At 61.2% G+C, this 16,410-nt stretch carries 16 protein-coding genes; 14 read left to right on the top strand and 2 right to left on the bottom strand.

Annotated features, from left to right (window positions below; translation table 11 throughout):
- The first annotated feature begins 55 nt into the window (after positions 1-55).
- The 13 genes from VEJ16_07985 to VEJ16_07925 all read left to right on the top strand — a co-directional run bounded on the left by VEJ16_07985 (position 56) and on the right by VEJ16_07925 (position 13,736).
- Complete coding sequence (locus VEJ16_07985; GenBank protein HYB09595.1) at positions 56-739, top strand: hypothetical protein; 684 nt, start codon at positions 56-58, stop codon at positions 737-739.
- Between the two features lie 43 nt (positions 740-782).
- Entirely contained in the window at positions 783-2,894 is a 2,112-nt protein-coding gene (locus VEJ16_07980; GenBank protein ID HYB09594.1) for an adenylate/guanylate cyclase domain-containing protein, read from the top strand.
- A 613-nt stretch (positions 2,895-3,507) separates the two neighbouring features.
- Positions 3,508-4,227 (top strand): DUF1194 domain-containing protein, encoded by a 720-nt coding sequence (locus VEJ16_07975; GenBank protein ID HYB09593.1) that lies wholly within the window; start codon positions 3,508-3,510, stop codon positions 4,225-4,227.
- A 103-nt stretch (positions 4,228-4,330) separates the two neighbouring features.
- Positions 4,331-4,921, top strand: a complete 591-nt coding sequence (locus tag VEJ16_07970) for an RNA polymerase sigma factor (protein HYB09592.1) — start codon at positions 4,331-4,333, stop codon at positions 4,919-4,921.
- 416 nt (positions 4,922-5,337) lie between these two features.
- On the top strand, positions 5,338-6,060 hold the full coding sequence (locus tag VEJ16_07965; protein ID HYB09591.1) for a response regulator transcription factor: 723 nt from the start codon (positions 5,338-5,340) through the stop codon (positions 6,058-6,060).
- Between the two features lie 220 nt (positions 6,061-6,280).
- A complete protein-coding gene (gene modA, locus VEJ16_07960; protein ID HYB09590.1) occupies positions 6,281-7,081 on the top strand; it encodes a molybdate ABC transporter substrate-binding protein in 801 nt (266 codons plus the stop codon).
- Positions 7,082-7,132: 51 nt separating this feature from the next.
- A complete protein-coding gene (locus tag VEJ16_07955; GenBank protein HYB09589.1) occupies positions 7,133-7,858 on the top strand; it encodes a cytochrome b/b6 domain-containing protein in 726 nt (241 codons plus the stop codon).
- A gap of 68 nt (positions 7,859-7,926) precedes the next feature.
- Complete coding sequence (locus VEJ16_07950) at positions 7,927-8,634, top strand: molybdopterin-dependent oxidoreductase (protein ID HYB09588.1); 708 nt, start codon at positions 7,927-7,929, stop codon at positions 8,632-8,634.
- An 11-nt stretch (positions 8,635-8,645) separates the two neighbouring features.
- Positions 8,646-9,488 (top strand): TIGR04282 family arsenosugar biosynthesis glycosyltransferase, encoded by an 843-nt coding sequence (locus VEJ16_07945; GenBank protein ID HYB09587.1) that lies wholly within the window; start codon positions 8,646-8,648, stop codon positions 9,486-9,488.
- A 5-nt stretch (positions 9,489-9,493) separates the two neighbouring features.
- Positions 9,494-10,846 (top strand): glycosyltransferase 87 family protein, encoded by a 1,353-nt coding sequence (locus tag VEJ16_07940; protein HYB09586.1) that lies wholly within the window; start codon positions 9,494-9,496, stop codon positions 10,844-10,846.
- Positions 10,843-11,895: a radical SAM protein gene (locus VEJ16_07935; GenBank protein ID HYB09585.1), complete on the top strand. Its 1,053-nt coding sequence runs from the start codon at positions 10,843-10,845 to the stop codon at positions 11,893-11,895. Before VEJ16_07940 ends, VEJ16_07935 begins: the two co-directional genes overlap by 4 nt.
- A complete protein-coding gene (locus tag VEJ16_07930) occupies positions 11,883-12,653 on the top strand; it encodes a glycosyltransferase family 2 protein (protein HYB09584.1) in 771 nt (256 codons plus the stop codon). Before VEJ16_07935 ends, VEJ16_07930 begins: the two co-directional genes overlap by 13 nt.
- Positions 12,654-13,034: 381 nt before the next feature.
- Complete coding sequence (locus VEJ16_07925) at positions 13,035-13,736, top strand: SDR family NAD(P)-dependent oxidoreductase (protein HYB09583.1); 702 nt, start codon at positions 13,035-13,037, stop codon at positions 13,734-13,736.
- A 55-nt stretch (positions 13,737-13,791) separates the two neighbouring features.
- Here the strand turns inward: VEJ16_07925 and VEJ16_07920 are convergent, their stop codons facing one another.
- Complete coding sequence (locus VEJ16_07920) at positions 13,792-14,745, bottom strand: DMT family transporter (GenBank protein HYB09582.1); 954 nt, start codon at positions 14,743-14,745, stop codon at positions 13,792-13,794.
- A gap of 118 nt (positions 14,746-14,863) precedes the next feature.
- On the opposite strand from VEJ16_07920, the gene VEJ16_07915 reads away from it, so the two are divergent.
- Positions 14,864-15,709 carry a ribbon-helix-helix domain-containing protein gene (locus VEJ16_07915; protein ID HYB09581.1) on the top strand — a complete coding sequence of 282 codons (846 nt, stop codon included), beginning with the start codon at positions 14,864-14,866 and terminating at the stop codon, positions 15,707-15,709.
- Here the strand turns inward: VEJ16_07915 and VEJ16_07910 are convergent.
- Positions 15,609-16,343 carry a hypothetical protein gene (locus VEJ16_07910; protein ID HYB09580.1) on the bottom strand — a complete coding sequence of 245 codons (735 nt, stop codon included), beginning with the start codon at positions 16,341-16,343 and terminating at the stop codon, positions 15,609-15,611. The two genes, VEJ16_07915 and VEJ16_07910, sit on opposite strands and share 101 nt — an antisense overlap.
- Between the last annotated feature and the right edge of the window lie 67 nt (positions 16,344-16,410).

The raw sequence follows: 16,410 nt of genomic DNA, 5'->3' as shown, positions 1-16,410 counted from the left end.
GGAGAAGTCGCGGGAGTAAAGCTAGGAACACTTCGATTCAGTCGAGGCATGTGTCATGGCGAGATGGCATTTGACGGTGTTTTCCCTTCTGTTCGGCGCCTCGTTTCTAGCGCCGCCTGCAGCGGCGGGTGATCCCGTCGCAATGGTCGAAGATATATCCGGAAAGCCCGCGGGGGTCGCGGTCATGGATTATCTCTCGAGCGGCAAAGTGATTCAACTAGGCGCCTCGGATAGGCTCATCATCAGCTATTTTCACTCCTGCACGCGGGAAAAGATTACCGGCGGCGTGGTAACGATCCGCACGGATCAAAGCGATGTCGTTGGCGGCACGGTACAGCGCGAAAAGGTCGAATGCGACGGCGGTCATCTTCATCTGACGACCGAGCAAGCCGCAAATAGCGGCGTCGTCGTGTTTCGTGCGCCACCGAAGCCGGGTGTGCGGACGGCCGAGTTTCCCATCGAGCGCACTCTTTATGGGCTAAGCCCGCTTATCGACCTTCGCGGTGGCGGAAAGCTCGTTATCGAACGTCTCGATGAGGCGGGCGAAAAGATCGAGCTCGATTTGCCTGCGAAGGAGCTCATGCGCGGGAAATTCTACGACTGCGCGAAGCACGAGGTGGCGCTGGCGCCGGGCGGGGTCTATCGGGCGAGCGTCAAGGGTCGCAGCGTCGTCTTCAAGATCGACCCACTGGCCCAACCGGGCGAGGTTGCGTTTGCAGCAAGGCTCCTCCAGCTCTAGGCGGAGCAGCGCCAAGGGCTCCCATCGGCGCCGGGATTGGGCCGTGGCCGTCCTGGTCGCTTTCGCCGTGAGCGTCGGGATGAGCCTCGGCCCGACGACGCGGCTTTCTGGGATTTCGATCGATTTTCTGTTCTGGCTCCGAAGCAAGGTGGTATCCGTCCGCTACGATCCAGCCACCTCGCCCGCCGTCGTCGTTGCAATCGACGAAGAGACTTTCCACACCCCGCCCTTTGCTGAAATCCCGCAGGCGCTCTGGACGCGCGAGATCGCATCGGTCCTTGACGCAATCGTCGCCGCAAACGTGAAGGTCGTCGGGTTCGATGCGATTTTCCCAGCGTCCGTCGAGCGTTACGTTCCCGGCTTCGACCGTGACTTCTTGCTTGCCCTACAGAACGCCGCCAAAGAGGGAAAGATCGTCCTGGGTGAAGCACAGCACCAGCGCTTTCCCATCCATCCGTTTCCCGCCCAAAGCTTTGCGGTCGGAAACCAAAAGAACATCCGCTCAACCAACCTCTTCACCGATGATGACGGCGTAATCCGGAAGATCCCGCTCACATTCGAGCGCGAGAATCCAGAGGGCGGCACGCGAACCGAGCCGTCGATGGCGCTCGAGCTTGCGGCACGCGCCCTTGGCGCCAGTCCCCAGCCGACCCGTTCGGGTGCCTTGGCACTGGGGGGCTACGAAATCCCGGGCTCCGCGCACAAATCCATGCTGGTCAATTTCGAAGGCGGGGATGCAATCCCTTCCTATTCCCTCGCGGACCTCCATGCCTGTGCCGCAGCCGGAAACGCCGCATTCTTCCAGGAGCATTTTGCCGGCAAGGTCGTGCTTGTTGGCGGCGTGCTCGATGTGGAGGACCGCAAACTTACCTCGATGCGGTTCATCACGGAACCCGACCACCCAAGCTCCGGCGAGCGGTGTGCCTTGCCGCCGATGCGCGATCTCTTTCGCAGCGACCTCGTGCGCGACTCGATTCCCGGAGTTTTCGTGCTCGCGACAGCGGTCGATAATCTCCTGCGCGGCGATGGGCTTTACGAACCCGCTCCGCCAGCGCCGTTCATACTTCTTCTCCTGGTGACGCTGGGCGGTGCCGTGGCAACGATGGCGCTCCGGCCGTTAGCCGCGGGTGGGGTTCTCGTGGGCGGAAGCGTGCTGTGGATCGGAATCGCGACGTTCGCCTTCGCGCACGATGTGGTTGTTCCTCTCGTGGCTCCTCCGCTCGGTGCAGCGCTCGCCACGGCACTCCTGCTCGGATATCGATTTGCCGTGACAGACAGGGATCGGCGATTACTACGGAGCAGCTTCAGTCTCTATTTGGCCCCCGCCCTCATCGATCGAATGCTCGAGTCGGATCGACAACCCGAGCTCGGCGGGGAGCTGCGCAAGGTGACCGTGCTCTTTTCCGATCTCGCGGGGTTTACGAATCTCTCCGAGCGTCTCGCGCCAAGCCAGCTGGTGACGCTCATGAATTCGTACCTCACGGCGATGACCGACATCATCGAGTCGGAGGGTGGGTTTGTCGACAAGTTCGTGGGTGATGCGATTTCGGCTGTTTTCGGCGCACCGCTGGATGACGCCAAGCACGCCGAGCACGCCGTGCGGGCGGCTCTCCGATGCCGTGAACGGCTCGTCGCTCTCAACCGCGACACGCCGGAATTCCATGGTCATCAATTGCAAGCGCGAATCGGACTCGGGACGGGCGAAGCGCTCGTGGGAAACATCGGGTCTCGCCGTCGGTTCAATTACACGGCGATGGGCGATATCGTGAATTTGGCGGCGCGCCTCGAGGGAGCGAACAAGACCTACGGTACCACGATCCTCGCGGCTGAGCCGACGCGCGTGGCCGTGGGCAATTCGATTGAGTGGCGCGAAATCGACCGCGTTCGCGTGGTAGGGCGCGAAAGTGCGGTATCGATATTCGAGCCGCTTGCGGTTGCGGACGCAATGAGCGCGGATAAACTCAAGCTCAGGGACACCTTTTCCTCCGCACTCGCCGCGTACCGCGCACGCCAGTTCGAAGCCGCCGCGACCCTCTTCGAGGAACTTGCCGCCGGCGACACGCCGTCGCGGATTTTCGTCGAGCGCGCGCGCCGCCTCTCTGCTACGCCGCCAGGTCCATCCTGGGATGGGATTGCGGTGCTCGAATCGAAGTAGGTCTCTCAGATGTGCGGTGTTTACTCGCGCTGCGAAATCTCGTCTTTTGCGAGAATGACTTTGCACGCGACCATTACCCTCATCCAGTTGGCCCGAGCTTCTACATCGCCGGCTTCAAGCAATTGATGTGCCCATTTCGACGCATAAGAGGGCGCTCTGTCACCTGCAAAATCCACAAGCGTGGACGCCGTCTCCCAGATCCTCTGTTCCGATTTCATGCAATTCGTCCCTCCACCGACGTTTTGCCCGTGCGCGAATGACCGCCCGGCCAACGAGATCACCGCGTTGCCGCGCGACATTGCGTGTATGTCAGGTCATTTAAGACGGGGGCGCGCGGTTGCAAGCGTATTTTCGTTCATCTTCGTGACGTTCTTTGGGCACGCATCCCATCGGCTCGATCGTTGTGACAATTTTTGGCCAGATGCGCAGAAGCAAGTCCGGCGACCGCTCTGCCGAACAATTTTGATTTACGAAAAACGCAATCGCGGCACGGAAATTTTGTCGCCTGGTGAAGGTCGACCGGCCGTAGAGGATACGCTATGCTCACGGGCCGCCGGCGCCGAGGTTGCGTGCCGAAGGGCAAATTGCGCTCAAATGCGATAGGGACCGCATCATGGGGGGGAAAATAAGGCATCTGCTCGTCATGTTGGTCGTGTTGTTCGCGCCGGTTTCCGCTTTCGCCGAAACGGTGGACGTCCAATTGGTCTACGCGGCCGACGTATCGCTTAGTATCCAGGGGACAGAATTCCTACTGGAGCGGCACGGATTCTCGTCGGCCCTGATGAGCGAGGAAACGATCGCGGCAATCCAGGCGGGCAAGCACAAGGCGATAGCCGTGTGTTTCATTGAATTTGCGGACCAATCCCAACAGAAGATCTTGGCCGATTGGACCATCCTGAGGGACGAAGGGGACGTGGCGACCTTCACGATAGACCTGCTGACCGCACCGCGCTCGTTCTCCGGCTACGCCTCGATCAGCGGCGCTATCGATTTCGCCGTCAAGCATATTCAGACGAGCGGTATTACGGCCGACCGGCGGATCGTCACGATCATGGCCGACGGCACGAATGCGGCCGGCCGTCCCGTCACCGCAGCGCGTGATGCGGCGGCAGCGGCCGGTGTCACGGTCGACGCCATCGCGATCGTGAATGTGGCGCCAAAATGGAAACATATAGAGCACACCAACCCCAAAGAAGGGCTCGCGGAATATTTTAGCAAAAACGTCATCGCGGGGCCGGGTGCCCGTGTCAGTGTGCTGGATAATGTGGCGCCACCGACCGCCGGCGACTTGATCGGCGGCCATCTGAGGCAAGAAATTCTCGGGCAGCAGTAATTGAAGCGTCCGGCGAAGCGGATTGCGAAACGGCAAGCGGCCCGATCGTGCAGGGGGTGAGGGTGCGCTTTCCACGAGGCGCTATTGTCCCTAATACGGCAGGATGAATCCTGAGGACACCGCGCTTCTGCCTCGGCTTCTGCGGAACGAGGCGGCTGCCTATCGCACGCTCGTGGAGAGACATCACGGGGCCCTGCGGCGGCTCGCGCGCGCGATCGTCGGCGACGCCCTCGCCGAGGAAGTCGCGCAGGAGACGTGGATCAAGGCGATTGCAGCACTTCCATCCTTCGAAGGGCGATCGAGCCTGCGCTCATGGTTGCTTCGAATCGCGCGCAACGAGGCGATCGATCGGCTGCGCAAGGAATCGCGTACGGGGGAGAGTGAAAGCCTTGAAGACGAAGTACTCGTGGACCGATTCGCTCCCGACGGCCATTGGCGGCCGCCGCCCGCCATTTGGTCCCACGAGACGCCGGAAGCGCTTCTGGCAACGCGCGAGCTTGCCGCCGTCATCGATGCCGCCCTCCACGCCATGCCTGCGAGGCAGCGCTCGGTACTGACGCTGCGCGACATGGATGGGTTGGACTTCGACGAGATTTGCAACATTTTGGACATTCCCGCGTCTAGCGTACGGGTGCTGTTGCATCGGGCGCGCCAGCGTCTGTGGATGGCGATTGACGCGCACGAGAGAAAGTAAAGTGAAGATGTATTCCTGCCACGACATAAGCGATAGAATCGGTGCTCACTTCGATGGTGAGCTTTCCCTCCGCGATCGGATCCATTTCCGGTTGCATCTCGCCATTTGCGTGCATTGCCGGCGCTTCATTCGGCAGTTCGCCGCGACAATTGGGCTCGTGCGACTGCGCGCCGCGGCGGAGCCGGACGACCTTCAAGCCCAGCTAGACTCGATCCGGCGACTACTCGAGCGTCGCGACAACCCTTAATTCCGACAGTCTTGGATGAACTGTAACGAAACGAGCGTCTTTTCGTCTTCTGCGTATGGTCACGACATACGGCAAAATGCCCTCGGCGTCAGAGCGGCACCTTCGCGCGATTGAGTCGGGCAAACCGCCGCGCGTTGGGCATTTGATATTTGCAAGCCGAGATTGCGGCATGAGCACGGCACTTGGCGACGCATTCGTCGCAAGTGGCGGCTATTCGATCGACCCGGTCCAATCGGGCGCTGCACTCGTCGGCCGGCTGACAGTGCGGCACTACGATGCCGTGGTGCTCGATGACCCTCTTTTGGACATGGATGCCTGCGAAGCCTGCCGTATTATCCGCCGTCGCGGCTACCGCGCGCCGGTGATTCTGTTGGGAGCGCCATGCGTCGACGCCGAAGTCATCCTGGGCCTCAGCGTCGGCGCCAACGACTATCTGGTCAAGCCATATTCGACGGCCGTCTTGCTCGCACGGCTGCGCGCGCATCTCAGCAACGCCGGGCAGGCCGAAGATGCAATGCTGCCGATTGGTCCTTACGTGATGCAATGCGCACACCGGCGGCTTGTTGGCAGGGGCGGAGAGCTAAGAATTGTTCTCAGTGCTGCCCAGCTTTCAATCCTCAAGTATCTCTACCGGCGTGGCAACGACGGGGCAAACCGCAAGGAGATCGCCCATGATGCATTGGGAGCTTCCGGCGATTTCGAGAGCCGCGCGATCGAGACGCATATCTGGCGCCTTCGCCAGAAGATCGAAATCGATCCCAAAGATCCACGTGTCATCCTTACCATTCCAGGCGGCTATCGCCTGTGCGACGCCGATGGATCTATTGCGCCAGAAATTTCCCCATCCCAATCGCAGGGATATTCGAGCCGACCGATAACGGCATTCGCCTGAGGGAAAGCTCAGTCCGCGGCAACCGGCGAGCGAGTGCGGATAGCGCTTGCAACAAATTCATTTGGTCATCGTCTTCCATTCGAACCGGCCAGGATTGATCGGTGGGCGATGAATGCGCAAGCACCACCTAACATACCTGGAGCGATTGTTCGTTTACTTGTCACGGCAAATGACACAATCGTGAAGCGGCGTCTCAAATGCCCGGAGCTATATTGTCGCAATGCTGTTGACGACAAGACGCTCGTTCGCACTGTGCACGCCAATTGCGATCGCGAGTGCAGCTTATAGTGCACCGGTTTCGGCGGCGGCACCTGCGCGCCAAACCAACATTGTCGTCTTCTGTGAGGAAACTTTGCGGCCGGCGATCGAGCGGGTGGAACGCCGATGGCGCGCGCGGGGTGGCACGCGGCTGAATATTTTCGTTGCCCGGTCCGACTTGCTACTCGAACAGATTGCGCGCGGCGCACGCTGCGATTTACTTGTGGCGACGGGCAAGGTGCAGGCCGACGCCGCGATTGAGCGGAAACTCGTGCGACCGGAGTCGGTCAGGCTGTCCTGGCGCAATCGGCTCGTCGTCGTTGGATGGAACGAAGCGCCTCCCTCGGATGCAGTGACCGCGTCGAGCGAGAAAATTGCTGCACTGATCGGCGACAACAAACTCGCCATCGCGGATTTTAGCGTATCAGCCGCGGGGATTGAGGCGAGAGCTGCGCTCGATCGTCTCGGCGTCTGGTCGTCTCTCGAAGGCAAGATCGTCGGGTCGGAGAGTACGGAGGGTGTTGTCTATCTTCTCGCCACGGGCGTTGTGAAGCGCGGCGTCGTTTACCGCACGAACGTGGCAGCGGAACCGCACCTCACGATTTTGGCGGCAATACCCGACGACGCTTATTCACCGGTTGTCTATTCGACCGCGTTGACATTCCCCGACGCGACCGGCGCCGCGCCGCAATTTCTGAATTTTCTTCGCAGCACCGAGGTGCTGCCCGAACTCATGGCAAGTGGGCTCGAGATCGTTGGATAATGGTCTTCCGATGGCCTCGCAATTCTTTTCCTGCGACAATGATACTCGGCCATGAGCGATCATAGCCCGACATCGAACGCCGGAAATTCGCGGCGCGACACCCAGACCCATGCGGGTCTCGTGCGCTTAACGCATTGGGGAAATGCCATTGCCGTAATTATCATGATTGCCAGCGGCTGGCGCATTTACGATTGGAGTCCGATATTTCCATTCCGCTTCCCCTTCGAAATCACACTCGGCGGCGACGTCGGAATGTCGGAGGCGGTCCATAACGAGGACGGATTGGCCGGCGCCTTGCAATGGCATTTTGCGGGAATGTGGCTGCTTGCCGTCTCATTCGTGATCTATGTCGGGTATGGATTCGGTTCAGGTCATTTCCGCCGAAGCTTCTTTCCTCTCGATGCTCGCGCGATCTTCCGTGATTTCGTCTCTGCCCTTCGGCTTCGGCTCGGGCACCGGCTCGGGCGGTACAATGCGGTCCAGAAGGGCGCCTATATCGCGGTAGTGGCTGCGATTATCGTGATGATCGTCTCGGGCCTTGCGATATGGAAGCCGACGCAGTTCCGGGAACTCGCCTGGCTATTCGGCGGTTACGACATTGCGCGCATCGTCCATTTCTTCGGTATGTGCGCGATCGTGCTTTTCCTCGTCGTGCATTTGGCGCTCACGTTGCTCGTGCCTAAGACGCTCGTTGCGATGATATTCGGTCGTGCCTCCAGTCCCGCGATGCGCGAGCCCGACCATTCGCCGACATTGAACGCGGGAGGCAAACGTTGAGCGGCCAGCCGAACGTCCATAGACCCGGGGCTCAGGCGCTGCCCACCCGGCTTCGGCGCTCGGGGCGGCTGATCGATGTCGAGCGCCGCCTCTTTTTCGGTCGGAGTTTGAGCGTGGGGGCCTTGGCGCTCCTCGCCGGTTGCGATCTCACCGATGACGACGACGTCCAACGCGCGCTCAACGGGATCAGCCGCTGGAACGATCGTGTGCAGGCCGCTCTCTTCAATCCCAATCGATTGGCGCCGACCTATTCGGAAAGTGCCGTCATCCGGGATTTTCGCTCCAACGCCTACTACGGTGAAGACAAGGTTCCGCAAATTGACGGCCAGAGCTACAAGCTGGAGCTTGCCGGGCTCATTGCAGACAAGCGACCATGGACCCTTGACCAACTCTATGCGCTGCCGCAAGAAACTCAGATCACCCGCCACGTTTGCGTGGAAGGGTGGAGCATGATCGGAAAATGGAGCGGCGTGCCGCTCCGCGTGTTTCTGGAGCGCGTGGGCGCCGACCTTAGCGCCAAATATGTGGGCTTTCTCTGCGCGGACGGATATTACGGAAGCCTCGACATGCCGAGCGCGCTGCACCGCCAGACCATTCTCGCGTTCAAATTCGCCGACCGGACATTGCCGCCACGCTTGGGCTTTCCGATGAGGGTTCGGGTCCCAACGAAGCTCGGATTCAAGAACCCGAAGCTTATTACGGCAATTTTCGTGACCAATCGGTTCCCGGGGGGATTTTGGGAGGATCGGGGCTACAACTGGTTCTCTGGAACATGAATCGATCGCATATGCCCCTTGAGAAAACCCGTAACAACGGCGAGACCGGCGCCGATCCCCAGCACTTTTGCGCCATTGCGGTCATGGCAAAAGCGCCCCAGCGTGGCAAGGTCAAGACGCGGCTCGTGCCCCCGCTCACCCCCGACGGCGCCATGCGCCTTAGCATGAGCTTTCTGCGTGACATCACCGAAAATATCCAGCTCGCGGCGCGTAGCGTGCCGATTCAGGGCTTCATAGCCTACGCGCCTGCGGGAGCCGAGGCTCTCTTCCGCGGTACCGTCGCATCGGGTACGGAATTCGTGCTCGCCGACGGCTCGCCGGAGATGTCGCCGCGCGTGGGGGGCTTGGGTCGAAGCCTGCTCCATGCGAGCAGAGGTCTGTTTGCAAAGGGCTATCGTGCTGCCTGCCTGGTGAATTCCGATAGTCCGACCCTGCCCACCGCCTATCTGCGTGAGGCGGCGGAGGCGCTCTCCACACCGGGTGAGCGCATCGTCCTCGGACCTGCCGACGATGGCGGATACTATTTGATTGGCATGAAGGCGCCCGACGCCCGCCTCTTCGAGGATATTCGCTGGAGCACTCAGCATGTTGCGGCCGAGACGGCGGCGCGAGCAAAGACGCTAGGACTCGACGTCGTCATGTTGCCGTCTTGGTATGACGTCGACGACCGGCCGAGCCTCAGGCGGTTGTTGCGCGATCTTTCGGCCGACACGGCGAAGCGCACCGATGGCCACGCGCCCTATTCCGCACCCGCCACGGCCGAGGCTATTGCCCAAATCGGCCTTGGCGAAAATTCTGATTTTGCCGAAGATACGCCATCCCCCGGGGCCTCCGCCGAAGACTTGGCGTCATAGGGGCAATGAATTTCTCAACGAAAATCCTCGCTTTAATCGGGGCGGTCTCGGTCGCCGTGGTCGTTGTCTGCACGCGATTGGGATTTCCCGGTGAAGCCGCCGCCGAATACGGCGTCACGCTGCGCGTATTCATAGCCCTCATATGCGTTTCGGGCCTATTGTATCTCGGCGCTGTAGGGGTCGTCCTGCGCGGTAATCTTGGGCGCGGCACTTTTTGGGGAATCCTCGCCTGCGCTGCGATCATGCGGATCCTCGCTCTTTCGGAAGCGCCCTTTCTGTCGACGGACGTCTATCGCTACGTGTGGGACGGCCGGGTGCAGGCTGCCGGCATCAGTCCATACCGCTACATTCCCGACGCGCCCCAGCTCAACGCACTCCGCGATGCGGAAATCAATCCGCAGATCAATCGTGCGCACTACGCGCCGACGATTTATCCTCCGGTCGCCCAGGTGATTTTTTTGTTTGTCGGAAAAATCAGTTCGACGGTCGGCGCGATGAAGGTGGCGATGGTCTTGTTCGAGGCGTTGACCATTTTCGCCATCGTCAAGCTCCTTGTCATCGCGGGTTTGCCGCGTGAGCGGGTATTGATCTATGCGTGGAACCCGCTGCCGATCTGGGAATTTGCGGGCAACGGTCATATCGATGCGGCGGCGATCGGCTTTATAGCACTTGCGTTGCTCGCGTGCGTGCGGGGCCGCGCCTATCTCGTGGGTGCAGCACTCGGGGCGGCGACGTTGGTGAAATTTCTCCCGGTCGCGATCTTCCCGGCCCTCTGGCGGCGGTGGGATATCAAGATGCCCGCGGGCTTTCTTGCGGTCGCTGCTATATTTTATCTTTGCTATGCAAGTGTGGGATGGAAGGTGTTCGGGTTCCTCCCGGGCTATTTTTCGGAGGAGGGACTTAACGACGGCAGAGGCTATTATTATCCGTTTGCACTCGAGCGCGTGACGGGGGCGCTGCCGGCCATGGCCTACCCGGTGCTGGCCCTGATCCTTTTGGTGGCACTTGCATGGCGCGTCGCTTTCGCCCGGAGGCCGCCCATGAGGGAAGAGGCGGCTGTGCTTGCGCTCATGCGCGACACGCTCCTGCTGGCGACCGCACTCGTGATTGCCCTAACCCCTCATTACGCCTGGTATTTCGCCTGGCTCGCCCTTCCGGCATGCTTCGTGCCCGCCTTCAGCGTTCTTTACCTGACGATTGCGGCGTCTTTCCTTTATCTCGATCCCGGTCACACCGAATTGCTTTGGCGCAGTCTGGTTTACGGCGTATTTCCTGTGCTTGCCATCGCAGAGGTCTGGTGGCATCGCAGCGCTATCGCCAATCCGGCGTTGAGGGCCCAGTGGAGGACAATAAGATGACCGCAACGACGCTCAGGGACCCAGGCCGGTATTTCGAGGCGGTGGGGGAGACGCGCGGCGCTCTCGCCGAGTCGCCGCCAGTGTGCCTTTATCTTGAGACCACCAACCGATGCAATCTCTTGTGCGAGACCTGTCCGCGCACGTTCGAGACGCTCGAGCCGCCGGCTGACATGAGCTGGGAGTTGTTCACCTCGATCGTGGACCAAGTCCCGAACATCGCGCGTGTCGTGCTCCATGGCGTGGGCGAGCCCATGATGGTGCGGGAACTGCCGCGGATGATCCGTTACCTCAAGGCGCGGGGCACATATGTGCTGTTCAACACGAACGGAACGCTGCTGACGCCGCGCAAGCGGCGCGAGCTCATCGAGACGGGGCTCGACGAACTCCGTGTTTCGCTCGATGCGGCCGAGGCGGACGCGTTCCTGCGCGTGCGCGGGCGCGACATGTTCGATCGGATCGTGCGCAACGTGAAGGAATTCGTGGTCTTCCAGAAGGAGTTGGATGCGAGCACGCCGCGCGTGTCGCTTTGGCTTACGGGCCTCAAGGAGACGGTCGATCAACTACCGGCCTTCGTTCGCCTTGCAAGCGAGATGGGGGTGCGCGAGGTCCATCTTCAGCGCCTCGTTTTCATGCCGCAAGGGCGGGGGCTTGCGCGTTCCGAGTCCTCGCTTTTCGAGAGTATGGCGCGGGAAGAAGAAGCGGCGATCGCCGCAGCGCAAACGATCGCGAACGATCTCGGCATCACCCTCGATGCGTCTGGGGCCACCGAGCCCGGCATGAGTTTGAAGCGCCACCAAAAAGACTCGCCCTGGTCGACCTGTCGGCGTCCGTGGTCGCTCATGTATTTCACGGCGCACGGCCGGGCGCTCCCCTGTTGTATCGCGCCGTTCTCGGCCCGCGGGTACGACAATTACACCCTCGGTGATGCGACCCAGCAGACCTTGCGGGAAATCTGGAGCGGGCCAGCCTATCGCGACTTCCGCACGGCCCTTCTCAGCGAAACACCACCCAAGCCGTGCGAGGGCTGCGGCCTGAGATGGAGCCTATAGCCACGAACGATACGTTCTCGCACCCGATCGGGATCGAGACCGGCATCGCCGTCGTGATCCCGACCCTCAACGAGGCCGGCGCCATCGCACAAGTGGTGCGCGAAGTCCCGAAAGGGCTCGTGCGCGAAATCATCGTCGCCGACAGCGGCAGCACCGACGGCACGCCCGAAGCCGCGAAGTCGGCAGGTGCGCGCGTGGTCTCCTTGCGCGAGGGAGGGTACGGCCGAGCTTGCGCGAGCGGCGCGGCGTCGGCATCCGCAGACTGCGGCGTCATCGTATTCCTCGACGGCGACGGCAGCGATCGCGCCGACATGATGGCGGCATTGACCGCACCCATCTTGGCGGGAAGCCATGACTTCGTGATCGGCTCGCGCACGCGGGGCAATCGGGAAGCGGGTGCGATGAACTGGCATCAGCTTCTCGCGGGCAGGATGGCCGGGCTCGTTACGGCTGCACTCTACGGCGTGCGATATAGCGACATGTGCGCTTTTCGCGCGATCCGGCGAGACGCTTTGGATCGGCTCGGCATGCGCGAATTGACCTATGGCTGGAACATAGAGATGCAGATGCAAGCAGCGCGCGCCGGGCTTCGTATTCTCGAAGTTCCGCTTCCCTATCGACGCCGTGCGACGGGCAAATCGAAAGTCGCGGGGTCGCTCAGCGGAACGATTCGAGCGGCGTGGCGCATTGCCGTGACGTGCATGCGCGTCGCGATGTCGCCGCGACCGGAGCCGGCACGAGATCCCGGCCGATCGTAGCGCACGGAACCGCAAGCCTGCGAACGACAAGACTTGCCCATTCGTGTGGATGCCCGGGTCAAGCCCGGGCATGACGAAGGGAGAGGTCGGTGGCTGTTCGATTTGGATTTTGGCGCACCGGCAGCGATTCAGCACGGGGCGCAAAATACTGCAAAACCGTCATGCTCGGGCTTGACCCGGGCATCCACGCCTTTCAATGCTCGGGGCTTGATGCGTGGAGAGGATCGGAATCATTTGCTGGACCCTCGTGTGTCGAATCCGAATTTCGCTCACGGTCTCGCATCCAGCTGTGGCGAATTTCGGGTTCACCGCACTAGCCTCAGGAGCAGGGTTCGTCCTACCATTGCGCCTTCCCAATCGACAACGGACGGAGGCGAGGCCATGGATTATCGCGATCGCCATGTGGTCGTGACCGGCGGCACGGGTGCGCTCGGTACCGCCGTGGTCGATGCCCTTCTCGATGCAGGTGCCGTATGCCACGTGCCCTTTCGGCCGGGTGCGGCCGCAGATAGCGCGTCGCAGCGCCAACGTCCCCGGCTTCACCTCATTTCGAGCGGCAATGTTGCGGACGAACGGGAGGTCGAACGCGTCTACGCGGACGTCCCGGCGCTTTGGGCATCGATCCACATTGCGGGCGGCTTCGCGTTCGGCCCCCTCGCGGAGGCGTCGAAGGCCGTGCTTATGCAGCAGCTCGAGACGAATCTCATCAGTTGCTTTGTATGTTGCCGTGCGGCGATTCTTGCGATGGCGAAGGCGGGCCGAGGTGGGCGCATCGTGAATGTCGCATCGCGGCCGGCGTTGGAATGGCGCACCGGTGCGCGGATGACCGCCTACACGGCGTCCAAGGCAGCCGTGGCGGCCTTCACCGCGGCCCTGGCCGAGGAAGTCGCGGGGCAGGGCATCCTCGTGAACGCTGTGGCACCTTCGATCCTCGACACGCCGCAAAACCGCAAGAGCATGCCAAAGGCGGACTTTCAGGCATGGCCCAAAGTCGGCGAGGTCGCGAGCACGATCCTTTTCCTCGCCTCACCCGAAAACCAAGTCACGCGCGGCGCCGTCGTGCCGGTTTATGGCCGGGTTTAAGGGGCGGGAGCGACCGTCTGTGTTTCTGCGCGGGCTATCCGGCCTTTTTGCGGGGTCAGTTGCCGGGCTGAGCGTCCGGCGTGCGACGGCCGCCGGCCGTGCGGCGAGAACCGATCCGCACCCTTGCCCAGTTCCCCGTGGTCAAGGCCATGCCGAGCAGGACGATCGCCAAGGCGACCGAGGTGCCGACACTGAACCGTTCGTCGAAGAACAGCGCACCAAGCCCGGCGGTAACCGCGATGACGACGTAACCGAGCTGGCTGAAGGTCACGGGACCCGCCAAACGCTGCAGTGCGAATGACATGGCGAACCCGGCGGCGGAGACGACTCCCGCCGCGTAAAGCGGCCAGTCGGAAATAGCGGGCAAATGGGCGTCGCCAGAAATCAGCATCGCGGGTGCGATCCAAAGTGCTGCCGCGATGAGCATGCCGCCGGCGAGCATGTCGGGCGGTGCGGCCTTCGGCCAGTCGAGGCTGCGATAAATGTTGGCGCTCGCCACGGTTAGGGGCGTCAGCAAGACGAGCGCCATCCAGCCATATTGTTCTGGAGGCAAGCCGCCAAAGCGAGGGCTGGTGAGCAGAATCGCACCAGTCGCCCCCAAGGCCAATCCCAGAAGCCGGACAACACGGGGCGGCTCGATACGTAAGGTAAGTGCAAGGAAGTAAGTGAGCATTGGCGTAATCGCATAGGAGATCGCGACGTGACCGGCGCCGACGTGCGATATACTGAGAAACAACAACGTATTGGGCAGGCCGACGGAGCAGAGGCCGGTAACAGCGTAGTATCGTAAGTGATGGCCGGTTAGCCCGAGCCTGACCCCGCGCGATAGGCCGACGATGACAATTATCGATCCGCCGATCAGGGCCTGCCAAAAGCTGATCGTGGCAGGCGGGATGCCGGTTTTCGAGGCGGCGGCGCACAACACAATGGCGATTCCGAGGAGCAGGCCGGTCGCGATCAGCATGGCGAGCGGGAAGACGATTGATCGCATTCCCGAGAGAAGGCGCATCGCCTTCTTCTCCTGCGATTCCGACTTTTGTAATATGTCAGTTATCATCAGGCGGGCGCCTGACGTTTTCAATTTTTCTTGATGTTGTTTTGGAGTGGATGCTATTTGATTGCAGTTCGTGTACTCTTATACGCGCAATAGGGGAAAAATGCCGGAGCGTCAGCTTTACGTTTCCACGCTTGAAAACTTCAACCTTCGCATCAAGGGGCGATGGACGACGGTTCGTATGGAGCCGCTGATCATGGATGCGCTCCACGCCATTGCACGCGCCGAATCGAAATCGATCCACGAACTTTGCGGCCAGATCATCGCAAATCGAACGGCCGGAAGCATCGCCTCCACCTTGCGGCTGGCGGCAACCGCGTATTTTCGGGAGCGTTGCGAGCAGATACAGGGTTCGCTCCCACCCTCGTCGAGTCTCGCGTCCGAAATCGTCACGTACCGGAACCTCCACCTTGAAACCGATGAGCGCGATTTCGTGGTCCGCAATCGTATGGATTTGACCCAGGTCCACGAGACCCATACGGGCCTGGGATTTCTCTTGGCCTACTGGCGTCTCATGGGAGAGGCGCGGGCGCTCAGCGCCAATTTCAGCCTCGATCCTTTGCAGAACAGCGATTTCATCCGATGGATCCACATCATCGACGTATCGCAACCGGATCCCGGCGATTACTTCGCCATTCGCCAGGCGCCGGGCACGGTGATCTACCGGCGACCGGACAATATGCCATTGCGCGAATTCGGGAACTCCCTTTACGTCCATTCTCTCAAGACCGACTACGAAGAGGTGAAGAGGACGCGCAAGCCGTCGTTCCAACGCCTTTCGGTCAAGTCGCCGGAGGGGGCGGTTCGCTATTTCCGCCTCATCCTGCCGACGGCGCGAAAAGATGGGGCGATCGACCGATTGCTGGTGGGGGTGAACGTGATACCCCCGCGAGTTCGGCATGGGACATCCAAGCCATAGTCATACGCTCCATCCGCTCGACATACGGAAAGAACGCCTCGAATACCTCGACTGCATGCGGGTAGCCGTATAGGTCATGGATGATCCGCGGGGTTGCGACGTGTTTTTCGATCAACGTCACGGCCCAGTCGGGATGGAGATTTCTCAGCGTGAAATCGTGCGTCAATCGCATTGACGCCGCCACAAGGCGCATCCCCCACGAGGTGCGCGCCCTGCGCCACGCCGGATCGATATAAAGCCCGGAGGCCTGGACCACCGTTCCCCCAAGGCGCGGCAGGTCGCTCCTCAGCATCCGCGCCTCGCGCAGCGCCGACGGCGAGTCGCCGTACCAAAGCCTGTGGCTTCGGATGAGTTCGACGTAATCCTCCGTCTCGATGATTCGGAGCACTTGTGTTCCGATTGTATGACCTCGTTTGTGGAGGTTGAGCCAGAAGACCTCCCCCGGCTTGAACTCGTGTCGCGCGGGGTCGGCCGATGCATTTACAACCGGCCAGTCGGTCCCAAGGATGTATGTCTTCCATTCCTCCATGTCGAATTCGATGCGGAGGCTGAGACCCAACTCATTGATTTGGCGGAAAAGATTTTCGTCGAACAGGTAGCGCGATGCGCGCCCCGTCGTCGCCGATGTGTCCATGAAGGTGCCCTCCCTTTTTGAGAGGGCCAGTTTGGCGAAGAAGGGATCGCTATTTCTTCGAGTTAGT

It is taken from the genome of Alphaproteobacteria bacterium (assembly GCA_035625915.1).
Classification (GTDB): Bacteria; Pseudomonadota; Alphaproteobacteria; order JACZXZ01; family JACZXZ01; genus DATDHA01.
This window is presented reverse-complemented; position numbering and strand designations above follow the sequence as displayed.

Bases quoted from the DNA above. Each gene is read 5' to 3' on its own strand.
- VEJ16_07940 (HYB09586.1), top strand. From the start codon at position 9,494: ATGAATTTCTCAACGAAAATCCTCGCTTTAATCGGGGCGGTCTCGGTC.
- VEJ16_07970 (HYB09592.1), top strand. From the start codon at position 4,331: ATGAATCCTGAGGACACCGCGCTTCTGCCTCGGCTTCTGCGGAACGAG.
- VEJ16_07930 (HYB09584.1), top strand. From the start codon at position 11,883: ATGGAGCCTATAGCCACGAACGATACGTTCTCGCACCCGATCGGGATC.
- VEJ16_07925 (HYB09583.1), top strand. From the start codon at position 13,035: ATGGATTATCGCGATCGCCATGTGGTCGTGACCGGCGGCACGGGTGCG.
- VEJ16_07935 (HYB09585.1), top strand. From the start codon at position 10,843: ATGACCGCAACGACGCTCAGGGACCCAGGCCGGTATTTCGAGGCGGTG.
- VEJ16_07985 (HYB09595.1), top strand. From the start codon at position 56: ATGGCGAGATGGCATTTGACGGTGTTTTCCCTTCTGTTCGGCGCCTCG.
- VEJ16_07945 (HYB09587.1), top strand. From the start codon at position 8,646: ATGCCCCTTGAGAAAACCCGTAACAACGGCGAGACCGGCGCCGATCCC.
- VEJ16_07965 (HYB09591.1), top strand. From the start codon at position 5,338: ATGAGCACGGCACTTGGCGACGCATTCGTCGCAAGTGGCGGCTATTCG.
- VEJ16_07975 (HYB09593.1), top strand. From the start codon at position 3,508: ATGGGGGGGAAAATAAGGCATCTGCTCGTCATGTTGGTCGTGTTGTTC.
- modA (HYB09590.1), top strand. From the start codon at position 6,281: ATGCTGTTGACGACAAGACGCTCGTTCGCACTGTGCACGCCAATTGCG.
- VEJ16_07910 (HYB09580.1), bottom strand. From the start codon at position 16,343: ATGGACACATCGGCGACGACGGGGCGCGCATCGCGCTACCTGTTCGAC.
- VEJ16_07955 (HYB09589.1), top strand. From the start codon at position 7,133: ATGAGCGATCATAGCCCGACATCGAACGCCGGAAATTCGCGGCGCGAC.
- VEJ16_07920 (HYB09582.1), bottom strand. From the start codon at position 14,745: ATGCGCCTTCTCTCGGGAATGCGATCAATCGTCTTCCCGCTCGCCATG.